The 14,982-nt window shown below is 53.7% G+C and carries 14 protein-coding genes; 4 read left to right on the top strand and 10 right to left on the bottom strand.

Annotation, left to right across the window (positions count from 1 at the left end; translation table 11 throughout):
- Positions 1-8: 8 nt before the first annotated feature.
- The 9 genes from HPY30_01450 to HPY30_01410 all read right to left on the bottom strand — a co-directional run bounded on the left by HPY30_01450 (position 9) and on the right by HPY30_01410 (position 8,246).
- Complete coding sequence (locus HPY30_01450) at positions 9-1,046, bottom strand: V-type ATPase subunit (protein QYZ64769.1); 1,038 nt, start codon at positions 1,044-1,046, stop codon at positions 9-11.
- Between the two features lie 7 nt (positions 1,047-1,053).
- Positions 1,054-1,377, bottom strand: coding sequence for an ATPase (locus HPY30_01445; GenBank protein ID QYZ64768.1), 324 nt, complete (start codon positions 1,375-1,377; stop codon positions 1,054-1,056).
- Between the two features lie 213 nt (positions 1,378-1,590).
- The gene (locus HPY30_01440; protein ID QYZ64767.1) at positions 1,591-2,004 is read right to left on the bottom strand and encodes a SirB2 family protein; all 414 of its coding nucleotides are present in this window, start codon (positions 2,002-2,004) and stop codon (positions 1,591-1,593) included.
- A 75-nt stretch (positions 2,005-2,079) separates the two neighbouring features.
- Positions 2,080-2,802 carry a tRNA (N6-threonylcarbamoyladenosine(37)-N6)-methyltransferase TrmO gene (gene tsaA, locus HPY30_01435; protein ID QYZ64766.1) on the bottom strand — a complete coding sequence of 241 codons (723 nt, stop codon included), beginning with the start codon at positions 2,800-2,802 and terminating at the stop codon, positions 2,080-2,082.
- A 22-nt stretch (positions 2,803-2,824) separates the two neighbouring features.
- Positions 2,825-3,538 carry an SDR family oxidoreductase gene (locus HPY30_01430; protein ID QYZ64765.1) on the bottom strand — a complete coding sequence of 238 codons (714 nt, stop codon included), beginning with the start codon at positions 3,536-3,538 and terminating at the stop codon, positions 2,825-2,827.
- Positions 3,539-3,702: 164 nt separating this feature from the next.
- Positions 3,703-4,293 (bottom strand): hypothetical protein, encoded by a 591-nt coding sequence (locus tag HPY30_01425; GenBank protein QYZ64764.1) that lies wholly within the window; start codon positions 4,291-4,293, stop codon positions 3,703-3,705.
- On the bottom strand, positions 4,290-5,129 hold the full coding sequence (locus HPY30_01420) for a glycosyltransferase (GenBank protein ID QYZ64763.1): 840 nt from the start codon (positions 5,127-5,129) through the stop codon (positions 4,290-4,292). Before HPY30_01420 ends, HPY30_01425 begins: the two co-directional genes overlap by 4 nt.
- Before the next feature lie 70 nt (positions 5,130-5,199).
- On the bottom strand, positions 5,200-7,188 hold the full coding sequence (locus HPY30_01415) for a response regulator (GenBank protein QYZ64762.1): 1,989 nt from the start codon (positions 7,186-7,188) through the stop codon (positions 5,200-5,202).
- Between the two features lie 41 nt (positions 7,189-7,229).
- The gene (locus HPY30_01410) at positions 7,230-8,246 is read right to left on the bottom strand and encodes a PAS domain-containing protein (protein QYZ64761.1); all 1,017 of its coding nucleotides are present in this window, start codon (positions 8,244-8,246) and stop codon (positions 7,230-7,232) included.
- 342 nt (positions 8,247-8,588) lie between these two features.
- Here HPY30_01410 and HPY30_01405 point away from each other — a divergent pair, with 342 nt between their 5' ends.
- The 4 genes from HPY30_01405 (at position 8,589) to lysS (ending at position 13,577) form a co-directional block, all read left to right on the top strand.
- Positions 8,589-9,386 carry a sigma-70 family RNA polymerase sigma factor gene (locus tag HPY30_01405; protein ID QYZ64760.1) on the top strand — a complete coding sequence of 266 codons (798 nt, stop codon included), beginning with the start codon at positions 8,589-8,591 and terminating at the stop codon, positions 9,384-9,386.
- Between the two features lie 546 nt (positions 9,387-9,932).
- Positions 9,933-10,742, top strand: coding sequence for a hypothetical protein (locus HPY30_01400; protein ID QYZ64759.1), 810 nt, complete (start codon positions 9,933-9,935; stop codon positions 10,740-10,742).
- A gap of 88 nt (positions 10,743-10,830) precedes the next feature.
- Positions 10,831-11,929, top strand: a protein-coding gene (gene prfB / locus HPY30_01395; protein QYZ64758.1) for a peptide chain release factor 2 whose coding sequence is annotated in 2 segments (ribosomal slippage) — positions 10,831-10,905 and positions 10,907-11,929 — 1,098 coding nt in all. Because the reading frame shifts where the segments join, the coding sequence is not laid out codon by codon here.
- A 151-nt stretch (positions 11,930-12,080) separates the two neighbouring features.
- Positions 12,081-13,577: a lysine--tRNA ligase gene (lysS, locus tag HPY30_01390; protein QYZ64757.1), complete on the top strand. Its 1,497-nt coding sequence runs from the start codon at positions 12,081-12,083 to the stop codon at positions 13,575-13,577.
- A 345-nt stretch (positions 13,578-13,922) separates the two neighbouring features.
- Here lysS and HPY30_01385 read toward each other — a convergent pair whose 3' ends face one another.
- Positions 13,923-14,960 (bottom strand): SO_0444 family Cu/Zn efflux transporter, encoded by a 1,038-nt coding sequence (locus HPY30_01385; protein QYZ64756.1) that lies wholly within the window; start codon positions 14,958-14,960, stop codon positions 13,923-13,925.
- Positions 14,961-14,982: the final 22 nt, after the last annotated feature.

Here is a 14,982-nt window from a genome sequence, read left to right as displayed (position 1 = left end):
ACGTTGTTTCATGCGGCTTCCTGGAGCGCAGGGGGTATGAGTGCCTCATGAACCAGTTCACTATCCAAACCGAGCAGTTTCCCCTGGAGCAGAGCGTTAAGGCGTTTCAGATCGGTATCCCGGGCAACGAGATAGGCAAGTGCACGGGTGGCCGGTGACGGACTGAAGCGGATCAGGCGCCGCATTTCACGACTGAGAGAGAAGTCCAGGCGCTGTCTTGCCTGCATTGCATTTGTGGTGCCGCTGACGATTCGACTCAGCTTTGGTGGCAGTTTTTCGAGTACGGACTGAAAACTGTCGAGGTTGACAAGCTCCATCAAGCGGTTGCGATCGAGATATTTTCCGAACGGAACGAGCAGATAGTAGGTCTCACTGGAGGAGAGCTGGTACATGAAACGGTAGCGCAACAGCCAAAGCAGGTTTTGCCGGTCGGTGAGCATGCCGATCAGCTCTTTCAGTTCCCCCCGGTCAATCTGGCTGTTGCTGTATTTCACCATGCCCTGGAAGTAACTGCGGTCGATGGCGGCGTCCAGGGAGAAGGGTTCATTCTTCTCCTCATAGACCTGTCTTGCCTGACGGGCTATCGATTGATAGGGCCCATGTTCGAGCAGGTGTAGCATCTCCAGTATGTTCTCCGCCTGCAGCAGTTTTTCATGGGGCAGTCGGATGATGTCCGGCAGATGGTGTAGATAGCTACTGATCTCGTCAAGACTGAGTTCGTTCAGCTTGCAACGGATCAGAGTCTTCAGGTTGAAAAGGGCGAATTTTCGGGACCAGTAGATCAACAGTACCCGGGAAGTGCCATCCAGTGGGCGCAGGAGTACCGAGAGGTCCGACATCAGGGAGTGAAGCAGTGACTGTTCCAGTGCATGGTTCAGTTTTTGAGGAGAGAGTGGGGATTCAATGATTCCAGTCAGGCCAAATGTGCCGCTCAGCTCTTCCAGAGGCATGTCCAACAGTTCAAGAATTCGGTTGTCTGTGAATAGCTGCGTGGCGAAGATATTGACCCGGGTTTTGAGATAGGTTTGGGATGCGCTGCTGTTCATTGTTTGATCAGTCGTCAGCAGCCGGATCCGTCAATAGCTGGAATGCGGCATCCAGTGCATCATCCTCCCTTGTCTCAGCATACTCTCTTAGTTGAGTGTGGTGCTCGTCGAAACGCCGTTTTAGCTCGGCGATCGTCTGGTCGGACCGGCTATTGGCTTTGTCGAGAAACGATGCATGCAGTTCAGGAATCCGGTTTTCAAACCGGGTCTCCTGCACGCGGACTTCCTGCAGTGCATCGTGGATGATCCGCTCCCGTTCCTCATTGGCTTGCTGGTGGAGCTGCTCCGCCTGCATCTCGGCGTCGAGCAGTCGCTGTAGATTCTCGTCCATTGCCTTCGGCAGTTCTTGTTAGGTTTACCCAAGTGTAGCCAAAATGGAGCACTTGTGATTGCATTGATCAAACTGCGTTGAGCCAGATCATTATTTGATCTCTTCAGGTTTGGTTTTCCGTAGCCTGCTGCGAAGAGTCTGCAGGAGCGGCGCTTCGCCGCTCCTGCAACTTAATGCCGCGCGTGCGGTAGGGTTATTTGATTATCAGAACTGTCAGTGCAGAAGATTGTAGAGAATCAGCTCAGGCTCCGGAATCGGGCTACGGCTCAGGGCCGTGCCGATGATGTAGAAGTAACAAGCCAATGCCAACAGGCCGGCCCAAGTGCGGATCTGTCGGCTTCGTCCCCGCTTGAGCGCGATGCTGCCGATGATGATATAGGCCAGCAGCGCGACCAACTTCGCGGTGAGCCAGCCGTTTACCAATGGGTATTGCTGGATCATCAGAGCCATGGCCAGTCCACTGAAGAGCAGGAGAGTGTCGTTGACATGCGGGACGACTCTGATCCAGCTCCCTTTCTCCTGCAGTGTATTCGATAACATCCAGAGATAGCGTTGCAAAAACATCATGCCCGTAATAACGACAGTCGTGACGTGAAGGTATTTGATCCAGGGGTAGAGTTCTGTCATCTCGGGGGAATCGTTTGCTTGGTCTGATAAATTGGTCAGACTGAAGTATGTAGTTCAAAGTCGCATTGCTTAATGTCAATCTTCTGGGGCTGAAAGGTGTTTTATCTCCGTTATGTTTACCTGGTTATCTTCAACCATCCAGCTTACATTGAAGTCGTAGAGGGTCATGCCAAATTTTCGCTCAGCGCTGCCCGCTTTGAGATAGGCAGGGCGCGGGTCGTTTTCGAATACCTGTCGTAGCAGTCTGCGAATGTGATCGGCCTGTTTTGCCGCTACATTTTCCAGCCAGGCTTCAGCTTGGCTTGAGTAGGATAGTGCGATTGATTGACCCGGTGGATCCGGTGCATAACCGGAATGTGCGTCAGGTATGGAGTCGGTATAAGGGAGGTAGGGCTTGATGTCGAGTACCGGCGTGCCGTCCAGCAGGTCAATGCCGCTCAAATGCAGTTCGACGCCTTTATCACTGCATTTAACCTCGTTCAGCCGAACTACCGAAAGACCAATGGGGTTGGGCCGAAACGGGCTGCGTGAGGCGAATACCCCGACTCGCTGATTTCCACCGAGCCGTGGTGGACGTACCATGGGTTTCCACTGCTCCCTTACTGCCGCATGGAAAACGAAGTTGATCCAGATATGGGAATAGCCTTCAAGTGCTTTGAAGGCTTCCGGTCGGTTGAAAGGCGGAACTATCTCCAGCGTGGCCACGGCCTCTGGGATCAATCCCGGTTGACGGGGGATGCCGAATTTCTCCTTGAAACAGGAGTGTATGATGCCGATAGGCGTGAATTCATACTTCATTGGTTGGATGAAATCATCTAAATTATTTTTTGCTGAAATCCACGACCTTCTTCAGTGGACTGAGATTGATTTCATCGAACACAGTACCAGGATGGGCCTGGATGATCATGACAACAGCCTCTGCGATGTCCTCGGGGCGAATGTGGTTTTCCGGTGCCTCGCCGGGGGAAAAATCCAGATCCTGGAAAAAACCGGTTTTCACCATGCCGGGATTGATCAGACTGACCCGCATTCCACTGGCAGCGCACTCTTGCCGCAGCGATTGGGTCAGGCCCCGCAGCGCGAATTTACAGGCGGAGTAGACTGCGCCTTTGGGACCGCCGCTCAAGGCCGCTTCAGACCCGATAACGACCAAGTCGCCAAAACCCTGTTTCTTGATCCTTGGAATGAATGCCCGCGAAACGAAGATGTGTTGGATCAGATTGACATCCACCATCTCCTGAATCTGGCGGTAGGAGAACTCTTCCAAAGAACCGAAGCGTCCGTAACCGGCATTCAGTATCAGCCCGTCGATATCGGGATGGGCACGGGCGATCTCTCCGAGGCGGTGCGGCAGTCCCTCAAGATCGGCAAGGTCGAGTTCGACCGTCGTGAAATTCTTCGGTGCAGTCTCCCACTCTGAAAAATCCCGGCCAACGCCGATTACTGCTGTATCGGCGGCCAGCAGACGCCGGGCAATCGTCGCCCCAATACCGCGGCTGGCGCCGGTTATAAGAATTGTGCGTGATGCTGTCACTGCGTTCCCCTTGTGGACGAACTTGCCGGCAGGTTATCGAAAATAGTGGAGTAGGCCGGTTCAAGTGTGGCGGAACCGGCAACATCCTTTAGCGTTCTATCAAACCTGGATTGCCCGATCCGCTACGCTTGATCGTGCCTGCGCCCTGAATTGTTACAATTCGACTATTCAGCCGGGCCGGAAAGAAGCTGTTCAATAATGTCTATCTTCGCCTGAATCAAGGCGGAGACCATCTTTCCGCTGATTTGGCGATGTGAGTTGGTTTGATTGTCGGAGACTATTTTTATTATCCGTATCTGTTCCAACCCGGCAAACTGGCTGACGGCGTCAGTAAAGCCAGCTGCCTCCATATCATAGGCCGCAGAACCCGGATAGTCATCCACTGCGGTTTCCACTGTCACCAGATTGCAGCCGGGGGCCGTTGCAACGGGTTGGATGGGTAATATCCAGGTCTTCTTTGTTTTTTGGTCTGCTACTTGCTTGATTGTCAGAAGGGTGCCCAGTGGCAGGTCAGCATGACCGGCGATGCCGAAATTGTACCAGTAGGGATTGGGGTGGCGATTCAGATTTTGTAACAGGTTTACGCTTTCGTGGACGGCCTTTTCTCCTGCTCCAGAGACTACCAGTGCAAGATCACGGCCTGTGTAGACAGGTGGCTTGGTGACGGGTTGCAGGCGCTCAAGTTCAAACGTTCGGATCAGGTGTTTGGCTTCAGGCGGCAGGGCAATCACGATATTGCGGCGGGCATAGATCATGGCTGACAGGTGTACTGCGAACGATAACGTGTCTGTAACTCGCGGTAGAAGTCAGCCCTTGCCTGTTTGCCTCGTTTCTCGGCACCTTTGGCCATTATTTCCGCCTTTTTCAGCAGCATCTCTATCGCGGCGAAGCGATCGCTTTCTTGCAACCTTTTGTCCTGAACAATCTTTTCCAGTGCCTGAATGCGAAAACGGTCCATGCCCCAATGTTTGTGTGACAGTTGATCCGCATGTCCGCCATATTTGGTGATGAGCGGCTCTGGCAGAAACAGTACCGGCTCGGTGGCACAGATGCGCAGCCAGAGGTCATAGTCCTCGCAAGCTGGAAGTTTCTCATCGAACAGCCCTACGCTGTCGAACAGAGACCTGTGCAGAATGACGGAGGAGGGGGAAATTGCACAGAGCGGCAGGCAGCGGTCAAAGATGAAACCGCCACTCTTGGCGTGTTTGTGCATTGCATTGACTCTGACCCCGTTCCTGATCCATATCTCCTCTGTGTGGCAGATAAGGTGGCCTGGCTCGGCCTTCAGGGCCTCAGACTGTAACTGGAGTTTCTGTGGCAGCCAGGTATCATCCGAATCGAGCAGTGCGATCCACTCCCCCTGAGCCACGTGAATTCCCTGATTACGTGCACTGCTGACGCCCTGGTTGGGCTGGTGGAGGTAACGGCATTGCGGGTATCGACGGCTGATCAGCTCGGCTGTTTCGTCGGTAGAGCCGTCATCGATCACAATCACTTCATCTGGTGCAAGGCGCTGGGAGAGGACTGAATCCAGCGCCCTCGGGAGCGTGTCAGCACGGTTGTAGGTGGGAATAATAACGGAAATCTGCATTCCGGGAGCATACCTTTTTCTGCTCCGGGGCGGGAGAGTTCAATCTCTTTTGATCTAATCTCCGCCGCGATTACTGCGTGGAAAGAGAGTGTGATTCCAGTGTACCAAGGGCTTTTTCGAAGTCGAATGCGTCGACATGTTTTTTCAGCTCGAGTGCAGTGCTCACCATCTCTGTGCCGCGAACCATTTCATGCAGTTGTTCGACCAGTTGCAGTGCCTGCAGATCGCCGTTGGCCAACAGTGGTTTCATACTGGAAAGTAGTGTCTGAAGGGTCTGTTGATCCAATGTGCTGACTGGTCGGCTGGTTGCTGATTCAGGCGGTTTGTCCAGGGATTTAAGGCCGTCAAGTACCTGATAGAGCTGATCAATGACCCTGTTGTGGATTTCCGTCAGATCTTCCATATCTGCCTTCAGATGTTTTTCCAGGCTGGCACCTGCAGTGGAGAGGTCCATGGCGCCGATAGTAGCGGAAACGCCTTTCAGCGCATGTGCGAGGTGGAAGGCCTCTTCTCTGTTGTTCTCCAGAATTGCCATGCTGATGCGACCGCTCCAGTGTTCATAATCGGTGCGGAATCGCAGTAGCAGGTCCCGGAACAGGGCCTGGTTTCCTCGCATCCTTTTCAGGCCTGCTTCGATGTCGATGCCGGGCAGATGTTCAGGCAGAAGGATCGCTGACGATGTGTATTCGTCGTTGAAGATGTGGCCTGCCTGGCCGGGCTGGATCCACTTGACCAGCATCGCATAGAGCGCATCGGGTTCTATGGGCTTCGGCAGATAATCATCCATACCGGCCGCGAGGCTCTCTTCCCGGTCGCCGGACATGGCATTTGCAGTCAGGGCGATAATCGGGATTTCGTCGTAGGTTGCGTCCTGGCGGATGATACGGCTTGCTTCATAGCCATCGATATCCGGCATCTGTACATCCATAAGCACCAAGTCAAAGCGTGTCTTTGCCAATGCTTCAATGGCGGCACGCCCATCTTCCGCTATCTTTACTTTTAGTCCGTAGCGTTCCAGTAGTGCTCTGGTAACTTGCTGATTAACAGGGTTGTCTTCCGCAACCAATATATGGGCTCCCAGAATTCCCTGGATATTTCCCACATCCCTGCTGCTGACGGATGTGGCTTCGTGCCTTATGCGCAGGGTGGGACGCCCCAATGCCTTCAGTACGGCATTAAGAAATGCCGTCGGTATGATGGGTTTTGTCAGGAGGGTTGTGTTACGGGTTTCAGATTGGCGGATGGCCTGATCATTATTATATTTACTCATCAGTATAATACGAGGCTTGGGATCGATCAGCGGATCACTCTGGATTGTCCTCAGTAGTTGCAGGCCGTCCATGCCGGGCATGGACCAATCGATAAGTGTGAGTTGATAGGGCTGGGTAGGCTCCTCGCGGCAGCAGCGCTGCAGCTCTTCTATGCAGGTTTCGCCGCATGTCTTTCCGATGGCATTGGCACCGTGGAAGCGAGAGGTTTTTAATATTGTATCCCGCGACTTCGCGAGATCATCCACTACCATTGTGCGGGTCCCATGCAGTTGTAGGTTTTTAGGAGTTTCCCGTTCGGGATCAATCTGCAGAGGAAGGGTGAAATAGAAGTTGCTGCCCTCTCCCTCCGTGCTCTCGACACCAATCTCACCCTCCATCATGCTGATGAGGCTTTTACTGATCGCCAGTCCCAAGCCAGTTCCCCCAAATTTACGGGTAGTGGATGAGTCGGCCTGCGAAAATGAATCAAACAGCACGGCGAGTTTATCTTCGGAGAGCCCAATGCCTGTATCACTAATATCGAACCGAAGCCGGATTTTTCCTTGTTGTGACTCTTCAGCGGTAACCGAAATGACTATCTCACCCTGTTCCGTGAATTTAACGGCGTTGCTGGCAAGATTGGTGAGCACCTGGCCCAATCGCAATGGATCACCGATATATCTGTCCGGCAGTTCGGGGGCAACTGAGTAGACTACTTCCAAAGATTTTTGTTCTGCACTAAAACAGAAGATGGTGCAGACTTGTTCCAATAGTTCACTCAGGGAAAAATCCACCGTCTCCAGAGTCATCTCGCCGGCCTCGATCTTGGAGAAATCGAGGATGTCGTTGATTATGCTGAGCAGGGTTTTGGCGGATGAAATTGAATCTTGGTCAGATACTCATGCTGACGCTGGTCGGTCATTCCCTCGATTGCCAGATGACTCAGCCCGATGATTGCGTTCATCGGGGTGCGGATTTCATGGCTCATATTGGCAAGAAATTCGCTCTTTGCCTGATTGGCGGATTCGGCCCGATGAATGGCGTCCTTGAGCTGCTCCTGGAATATTCTGCGCTCTGTGATATCTGTGCAGATGATGATGTACTGGAAGGGTTCTCCCTGACTGTCCAGAAAAGGGACAATGGTTGCATCGAGCCAGTACGGAGTACCCGTTTTGTTTCTGTTGGCAAATTCACCCTTCCATGTATGTCCATGACGGATGGTGGACCAAATCTTTTTGATGGTGGCAGCTGACTGATCAGTTTGATTAAACTGAGGATGTTTTTTACCAATCAGTTCGTGTCGTTGAAAACCACTGACACGGCAGAATCCTTCGTTGGCGTAGGTGACTTTGCCGCTGGTATCGGTGATGCTGACGATGGCGTGTTGATCGATAGCGGATTTTTGCCTTTCGAGTTCACTGAGTGTGCGTTCGAGTTTGCTTTGCACCTGCTGCCGTTCATTGACCAGGTCACTCATCAGCAGAGAGAGTTTTTCGAGACTTGTCTCATCGTCAGACAGTTCGGGGAGATGGGTGGATCTGAGCAGTTCGTTGGCCGTATGGCGCAGGGACTCTATTATGGCGTGTTGCCGCCGTTCCTTACGACGCAACTTCTCGTTGGCCTGAAGGATCTCTTCGCCGCTGATCTCCAGGCTTTGGTCGCGCAGCGTGATATCGGCTTCGTGCTGTTGATAAGTATTATCCACCTGACCGAGCAGGCGATCGAGGCCCCCCAGAAGATTGCGGGTCTCCTCTTGCAATCCGTCGGAATCTGCAAGTCGCCTGAGTTCCAGCAGCGCAGCAGTCAGCTTCGGCTCATCAGGGATACCGAAAAGCCGTTTTAACTGGCGTGTCAGAAGTGGGTGCATAGACTCAGGTGAATTCAAAGACTCGATGTGGCGCGGTGACTGTCCCTGTTTCGATATGCATTTTTTTCTCCAAGATTACAATATTACGTGCCGCTCCACCTCTTAGCGGCTGATCGCTGGAAATATTGAGGTCGCAGGAGATATCTGGATCGAGTTTACATTTGTTTGCATTAGTCCTTTAATTCTGTGAAGTGGTTCGCGAAAAACAGTGATCTGGAGTGAGCAAAATGAGAAGGGTTACGCAATGGTGACTGACGGGCCGTGTAAAACTCCACATATCAACAGATATCGTGGATTGATACGACTGACTTTGCAGCGGTTACAACCCAAGTGGAGGGGAGTGTGAGTAAACGGAGGTTCGATGTTGAAGCCTTGATGGCGAATTTCATGGAAGGTGATACAGACGCGTTTGAAAGTCTCTATGAGCGGTACAAGGGCAGAATCTATCGGTATGTCGTGCGGCATTGCGGTACTGGTGAACAGGGCAGGCTGCTCTACCAAAAGTTCTGGGCAGGCTTTGTCGAGGCCCGCAGGCTCTCACCCACTCCAAGACATCTCAAGACCAGTCTCTACAGGATATTGCATCGGCAACTGCGTAGCTTCTGTCAGGAGAGTGGAGAAGCAACAGTCTATCCGGCTGGAGAGCTGGTTGCCGGGGATGATGGCGTACAGTGGGGCGTACTACTGATTGACCTGGTGCGTGCGTTGCCATACCGGCAGCGGGAGTCTTTTCTCTTTCGCTATGAAATAGGGCTGAACTGCGCGGCAATCGCGCTGGTGCTCGGAGAGTCAGGTTTTACCATTGAAGAGCGTATCCGGTCGGCAGAACAGGAACTCTCAGTGCGATTGGCGGCTGCGGGCTGTGCTGATACGACAAGGGAGGCTCTGAAGTCTTATTACAGCGAAACCCGAAGGGTGAAACCGCCAGTTACCTGGGATAGGGATATTCTTCAGGTGTTACCACAGTGGCTGGGGGAGAAGGCGCCACAAGAAGAAAGCAATGAGGCCGGCCTGTTGGCGCGTGGATTCAGTGCTGCGCTTCGAAGATTGAAATCGGGCTCTGGTGCCCTAAAAAAGGGTCTTCGTCAGAGTGTGGAGCCTGCTGGGGCGAAGATGCCTTTACCTGCAACCAACCAGTAGCTGCGAAGGCTACTCTTATGGTGGCAGTTTGTGACCACCGCCCCGCCCAGACTTACCCGTCGAAGGAATCATCGCGGCGGGGCGCCGCTCCCACAGCGCAAAATCTTATTTAGTGCCCGTCGGGAAACACTGTTTTCACCACGAAGCGCACGAAGAACACGAAGAAAATTTACTGTTAATCAATCTTTTACCTTCGTACTCTTCGTGTCCTTTGTGGTTAGATGTGGGTTTCCGGATGGACACTATCTAGCTGCCTTCCATCCCTGCTCTCTACGCATTTGACGCCCCAATTCCCGGTATATGTGCCGCTTCATCCCAAAGTGGTCGTTTGCCAGAAATATTGAGGTTGTCGGGTGAAATCAATAACTGTTTACGAAATCCCCCAGTTTCTGCGAAATGGGTCGCGAAACCCAGTGATGCGGTGTGAACAAAATGAGAAGGACTGCCCAATGATGCCAGACATGCCATGTAAGACTTTACACTCAACAGATGTCATGGCTTGAAGCGACGGAATTTGCCGTTGCTACATTGCAAGCGAGGGTGAATGTGGGCAAACGAAGATTCGATATTGAAGACTTGATGGCGAATTTCATGGAGGGTGATGCAGGCGCGTTTGAAAGCCTCTATGAACGGTACAAGGGAAGGATCTATCGGTATGTCGCGCGGCATTGCGGTACTGGTGAGCAGGGCAGGTCGCTCTACCGAAAGGTATGGGCGGGATTTGTCGATGAACGTTCCCGTGCATCCACTCCAAGACGTCTCAAGGCCCAGCTCTACAAGATGCTACATCGCCAACTGCGCGGTTTCTGTCAGAGGAGTGGGGAAACAACGGCCCACCCAATTGGTGATCTTGTCGATGGAGATGATGGTGTGCAGTGGGGAATACTGCTGGTCGATCTGGTGCGTACATTGCCGTATCGCCAGCGGGAGTCGCTCCTATATCGTTACGAAATAGGGCTGAGCTACGCGGCGATTGCGTCGGTGTTGGGAGAGTCTGGTTTTACCATTGAAGAGCGTATCTACTCAGCAGAACAGGAAATTGCGGTACGGTTGGCGGCGGCGGGCTGTGCAGATACGACAAGGGAGGCGCTAAAGTCTTACTACAGCGATACCCGTAGGGTGAAACCGCCCGTCACCTGGGATAGGGATATTATTCAGGCGCTACCCCAGTGGCTGGAAGAAAAAGCGCAGATAGAGAAAAATGACGAGACAGAGATACAACCCGGCCTGCTGTCGCGCGGAGTCAATGCGGTGGTTTGCGGATTAATATCGGAAACCGGGGTGTTTCAGAGAAGTTTCCCGCAGAGGGTGGACCCGGCCGGTGCGGATACGACCTTGTCTGTGACCAGCCAGTAGTTGCAATGACTTGCCTGGCGTTGCCAAAAATGTGACGAGTGCCGCCCGGCTGGTGTAGAATTCCCCGTTTTACCCAGCCGGATGAACCATGCAGGATATCAACCCGATCACCAACCTGATCAACGACCTCAAGGGACGCACCCAGTCCCTGAGGGGGTATCTTTGACTACCCTGAGAAACAGGAACGTCTGACCGAGGTTCTACGGGAACTCGAAGACCCTGCGATCTGGAGCGATCCTGCGAAGGCGCAGACCCTGGGGCGTGAAAGGGCGGCGCTGGAAACCATCGTGCTTACCATCGACGAACTCGAAGGCGGCCTCGGCGATGCAGCCGATCTGCTCGAGATGGCTGTGGAGGAGGGGGACGAAGAGATGGTCTCCTCCGTAGATGCAGATCTCAAATCTTACGAGCAGCAGGTCTCCTCACTGGAGTTCCGGCGCATGTTCTCCGGGGAGATGGACCCTTCCAATGCCTTCCTTGATATCCAGGCCGGCTCGGGTGGCACCGAAGCCCAGGACTGGGCCGAGATGCTGCTGCGCATGTATCTGCGCTGGGGTGAGGCACGGGGCTTCAAAACCGAATTGATGGAAGTCTCCGCCGGTGACGTGGCGGGGATCAAGTCGGCCACCATCAGGTTCGAAGGTGACCACGCCTTTGGCTGGCTGCGTACCGAGATTGGCGTACACCGGCTGGTGCGCAAATCCCCTTTCGATTCCGGCAACCGTCGCCATACTTCTTTTGCGGCGGTGTTTGTCTCCCCTGAGATCGACGACTCCATCGAGGTGGAGATCAATCCGGCAGACTTGCGTATCGACGTCTATAGAGCCAGTGGCGCAGGGGGGCAGCACGTCAACCGCACGGAGTCGGCAGTGCGCATCACCCACAACCCCACGGGAACGGTGGTGCAGTGTCAGAACGACCGCTCCCAGCACAAAAACAAAGATCATGCGATGAAACAGCTGCGGGCCAAGCTCTACGAATTGGAGATCCAGAAGCAGCGCGACTCTCAGGCGGCGGTGGAGGAGACTAAGTCCGACATCGGCTGGGGCAGTCAGATTCGTTCCTACGTGCTCGACCAGTCACGCATCAAGGATCTGCGTACCGGTGTGGAGACGGGCAATACCCAGGCAGTACTTGACGGTGCACTTGACCAGTTCATCGAGGCGAGTCTGAAGAGCGGGTTGTGAGTGACGGTCGCCAAACGCGAATGAATTGTGTCATCCCGAGTGAAACGAGGGATCCCGTTCAGCTGGCAGAGAAGTCAGCGGAAAAAGATTTCTCCCTTCTGTCGAAATGACGGCGGGATGTTTACGGTTAACAGATAATTAGATTAAGCACATGAATGATCAGGTACAGGACGAAAACAAGCTCATCGCCCAGCGGCGTGATAAGTTGAACCAGCTGCGTGAAACCGGCAACGCTTTCCCCAACGATTTCCGGCGTGACTGCATGACGGGCGAATTGCATGCGGAGTACGATGAAAAGCCGGATGAAGAATTGGAAGCCCTCGGACTGCGGGTCTCCATTGCAGGACGCATGATGAGCCGCCGGGTTATGGGCAAGGCAAGCTTCGCGCATTTGCAGGATATGTCGGGCCGTATGCAGCTCTTCGTGCAGCGGGATTCCCTGGAAGAGGGGGTCTACAACACCCAGTTCAAGAAGTGGGATATCGGCGACATCATCGGCGCGGAAGGCGTGCTGTTTAAAACCCGCACCGGCGAACTCTCCGTCAAGGTCGATAGTGTTCGTCTGCTCACCAAGGCGCTGCGTCCACTTCCGGAAAAGTTTCATGGCCTGTCGGATCAGGAACAGCGTTACCGCCAAAGGTACGTGGATCTGATCATGAACGAGGCGACACGGGAGACATTCCGCACCCGTACCCAGGTGGTTCAGTTCATCCGCAACTATCTGAACAGCAAGCAGTTCATGGAGGTGGAAACCCCCATGATGCAGGTCATCCCCGGCGGTGCAACCGCGCGTCCCTTCACCACTAAACATAACGCCTTGGACATGGACCTGTTCCTGCGTATCGCGCCGGAACTCTATCTCAAACGTCTTGTGGTGGGTGGATTTGAGCGGGTTTACGAGATCAATCGCAATTTTCGCAATGAGGGCCTCTCCAGTCGCCACAATCCTGAGTTCACCATGCTGGAGTTCTATGAGGCATATGCGGATTTTAATGATCTGATGAATCTCACGGAGGATATGCTGCGCGCCATGTGTGAGGCGGTGTTGGGTAAGACCACGATCGACTATCAGGGCGAGTCCTACGATTTTGGTGCGCCGTTTCAGCGTATGTCGATAAAAGAGTCAATCCTCCACTTCAATCCCGATATCAGTGAAGCGGAGCTCGATGATCTCGAGAGCGCCCGGGCAATCGCAAAGCGCCTCGAGATTCCCCTGAAAGATATCTATGGTCTGGGCAAGGTGCAGATCGAAATCTTCGAGAAGACGGTTGAGCATCGCTTGATGAACCCGACGTTTATCACCGCCTACCCGACAGAGGTTTCCCCCCTGGCCCGTCGCAACGATGAAAACCCTTTCGTCACCGATCGTTTCGAGTTTTTTGTCGGTGGCCGCGAGATCGCCAACGGTTTTTCGGAGCTCAATGATGCAGAGGATCAGGCAGAGCGTTTCCGCAAACAGGTTGAGGAGAAGGATGCGGGTGATGATGAAGCGATGCATTTTGATGACGACTATGTGCGCGCACTCGAACACGGTATGCCGCCAACTGCCGGTGAGGGTATCGGCATCGACCGGTTGGTGATGTTGCTCACCGATTCTCCCTCCATCCGCGATGTTCTGTTGTTCCCACACATGCGGCCAGAGGTGTAATCTCCTTCGAAATGCCCTTTCACTGAAGGCAGAGCCACTCAGTTTCGCCTCACCATTTCACAATTGGTCTGGCTGATCGTTCATGGTGTCAAAATACCACGGCGAGCTGGGCGGTGATGCTGTCGGTGGCTTCACCGCTGCCCCTTCGCTGGCGGTGTAATCCTCATCGTGGGCGTACTCGAAGGAGAGGACTGTGTTTTCGTAGATCTCCACAGAAGAGTTTGGGGCCAGAGTAACAACACCTGTAGATCTAAACTATTACAAATGAGAATTTTTTCTCTGACCTCAAACTCCTTTGCGGAATCCCAGAGGGTTGGGATTGCTACGGTCAAGGAGAGCGGACAGCTATTTTCGGATGATTCCTAAGGATTGCCGTAGTGGTTTGATGGCCATTATTAGCAACAGAGCGCCGCTGATGAGTGCAACCCATCCAGGCAGGCTTTCACCGCTCATATCGAGCTGAGCCATGATGTCGATGTCGAATATAGTGACAAGATAGTCCGTTACTAACCCGAGTAAAACGCTCGACAGGCTGATGCCCGAAAGATAGGCCACTGTGGTCATTTTCCCCATTTCCCTTGTTATCACGGCAATTGTGGCGATATTTGTTGCGGGTCCTGCCAGCAGGAAGACCAACACGGTGCCGGGGGAGATGCCCGCGAGAAGTAACCCAGCGGCAATGGGAGTGGAGGCGGTAGCGCAAACGTACATCGGTATTCCCACCAACAGCATCAACAGTTTTGCGGATAATCCGCTGCCCCACTCGGCCATCATCAGGGGCGGAACCAGTGTGGCTACCAATGCGGCGAGAACCAGCCCCAGTCCCAGCCACAGTACAAGGTCGTCGAGGATATCATTGAAGGCGTAGCGCAGACCCCGCAAGCTCTTGTTGAGAGGATCCGGAGGGAAGTCCTTTACTTCGGTTTGGCAGCCATTTTCGCAACAAGTGCCTTCATTGCAAGCGACCACCAGGGGGAGAGGTTTCATTTGTTCCTTCGTGGCCAATAGTCCGGTAAACACCGCACTCAGGACAGCGGCGATGGGGCGAACCACCGCCATGAAAGGGCCGAGCAGGGCGTAGGAGACGGCGATAGAGTCAGGGCCTGTCTCTGGTGTGGCGATCATGAAGGAGAGAGTGACGCCTTTGGATGCACCGGCTCGTCGAATGCCCAGTGCAGCAGGCAGTACGCCGCAGGAGCAGAGGGGGAGCGGAGCACCGATCAGGGCGGCCTTGATGACAGGCCAAAGACCCTCTCCGCCCAGCCACTGGTTGAGACGGTCTTCCGGCAGCCAGGCTTTGATCAGTCCGGCGGCAATCAGTCCCAACAGCAGCCAGGGGGCAGCATCCAGGTAGAGGTCAGCAAGGTTTGTCAGAAAGTCCATGGAGGATGATCTGTATCTTTGT

The organism is Gammaproteobacteria bacterium (ex Lamellibrachia satsuma) (genome assembly GCA_019623805.1).
GTDB lineage: Bacteria > Pseudomonadota > Gammaproteobacteria > Chromatiales > Chromatiaceae > QGON01.
Note: the sequence above shows the minus strand (reverse complement) of the source record. Positions and strands in the feature narration are given on the sequence as shown.

Bases quoted from the DNA above. Each gene is read 5' to 3' on its own strand.
- HPY30_01440 (QYZ64767.1), bottom strand. From the start codon at position 2,004: ATGACAGAACTCTACCCCTGGATCAAATACCTTCACGTCACGACTGTC.
- tsaA (QYZ64766.1), bottom strand. From the start codon at position 2,802: ATGAAGTATGAATTCACGCCTATCGGCATCATACACTCCTGTTTCAAG.
- HPY30_01410 (QYZ64761.1), bottom strand. From the start codon at position 8,246: ATGCACCCACTTCTGACACGCCAGTTAAAACGGCTTTTCGGTATCCCT.
- HPY30_01425 (QYZ64764.1), bottom strand. From the start codon at position 4,293: ATGATCTATGCCCGCCGCAATATCGTGATTGCCCTGCCGCCTGAAGCC.
- HPY30_01450 (QYZ64769.1), bottom strand. From the start codon at position 1,046: ATGAACAGCAGCGCATCCCAAACCTATCTCAAAACCCGGGTCAATATC.
- HPY30_01445 (QYZ64768.1), bottom strand. From the start codon at position 1,377: ATGGACGAGAATCTACAGCGACTGCTCGACGCCGAGATGCAGGCGGAG.
- HPY30_01420 (QYZ64763.1), bottom strand. From the start codon at position 5,129: ATGCAGATTTCCGTTATTATTCCCACCTACAACCGTGCTGACACGCTC.
- HPY30_01415 (QYZ64762.1), bottom strand. From the start codon at position 7,188: ATGACTCTGGAGACGGTGGATTTTTCCCTGAGTGAACTATTGGAACAA.
- HPY30_01385 (QYZ64756.1), bottom strand. From the start codon at position 14,960: ATGGACTTTCTGACAAACCTTGCTGACCTCTACCTGGATGCTGCCCCC.
- lysS (QYZ64757.1), top strand. From the start codon at position 12,081: ATGAATGATCAGGTACAGGACGAAAACAAGCTCATCGCCCAGCGGCGT.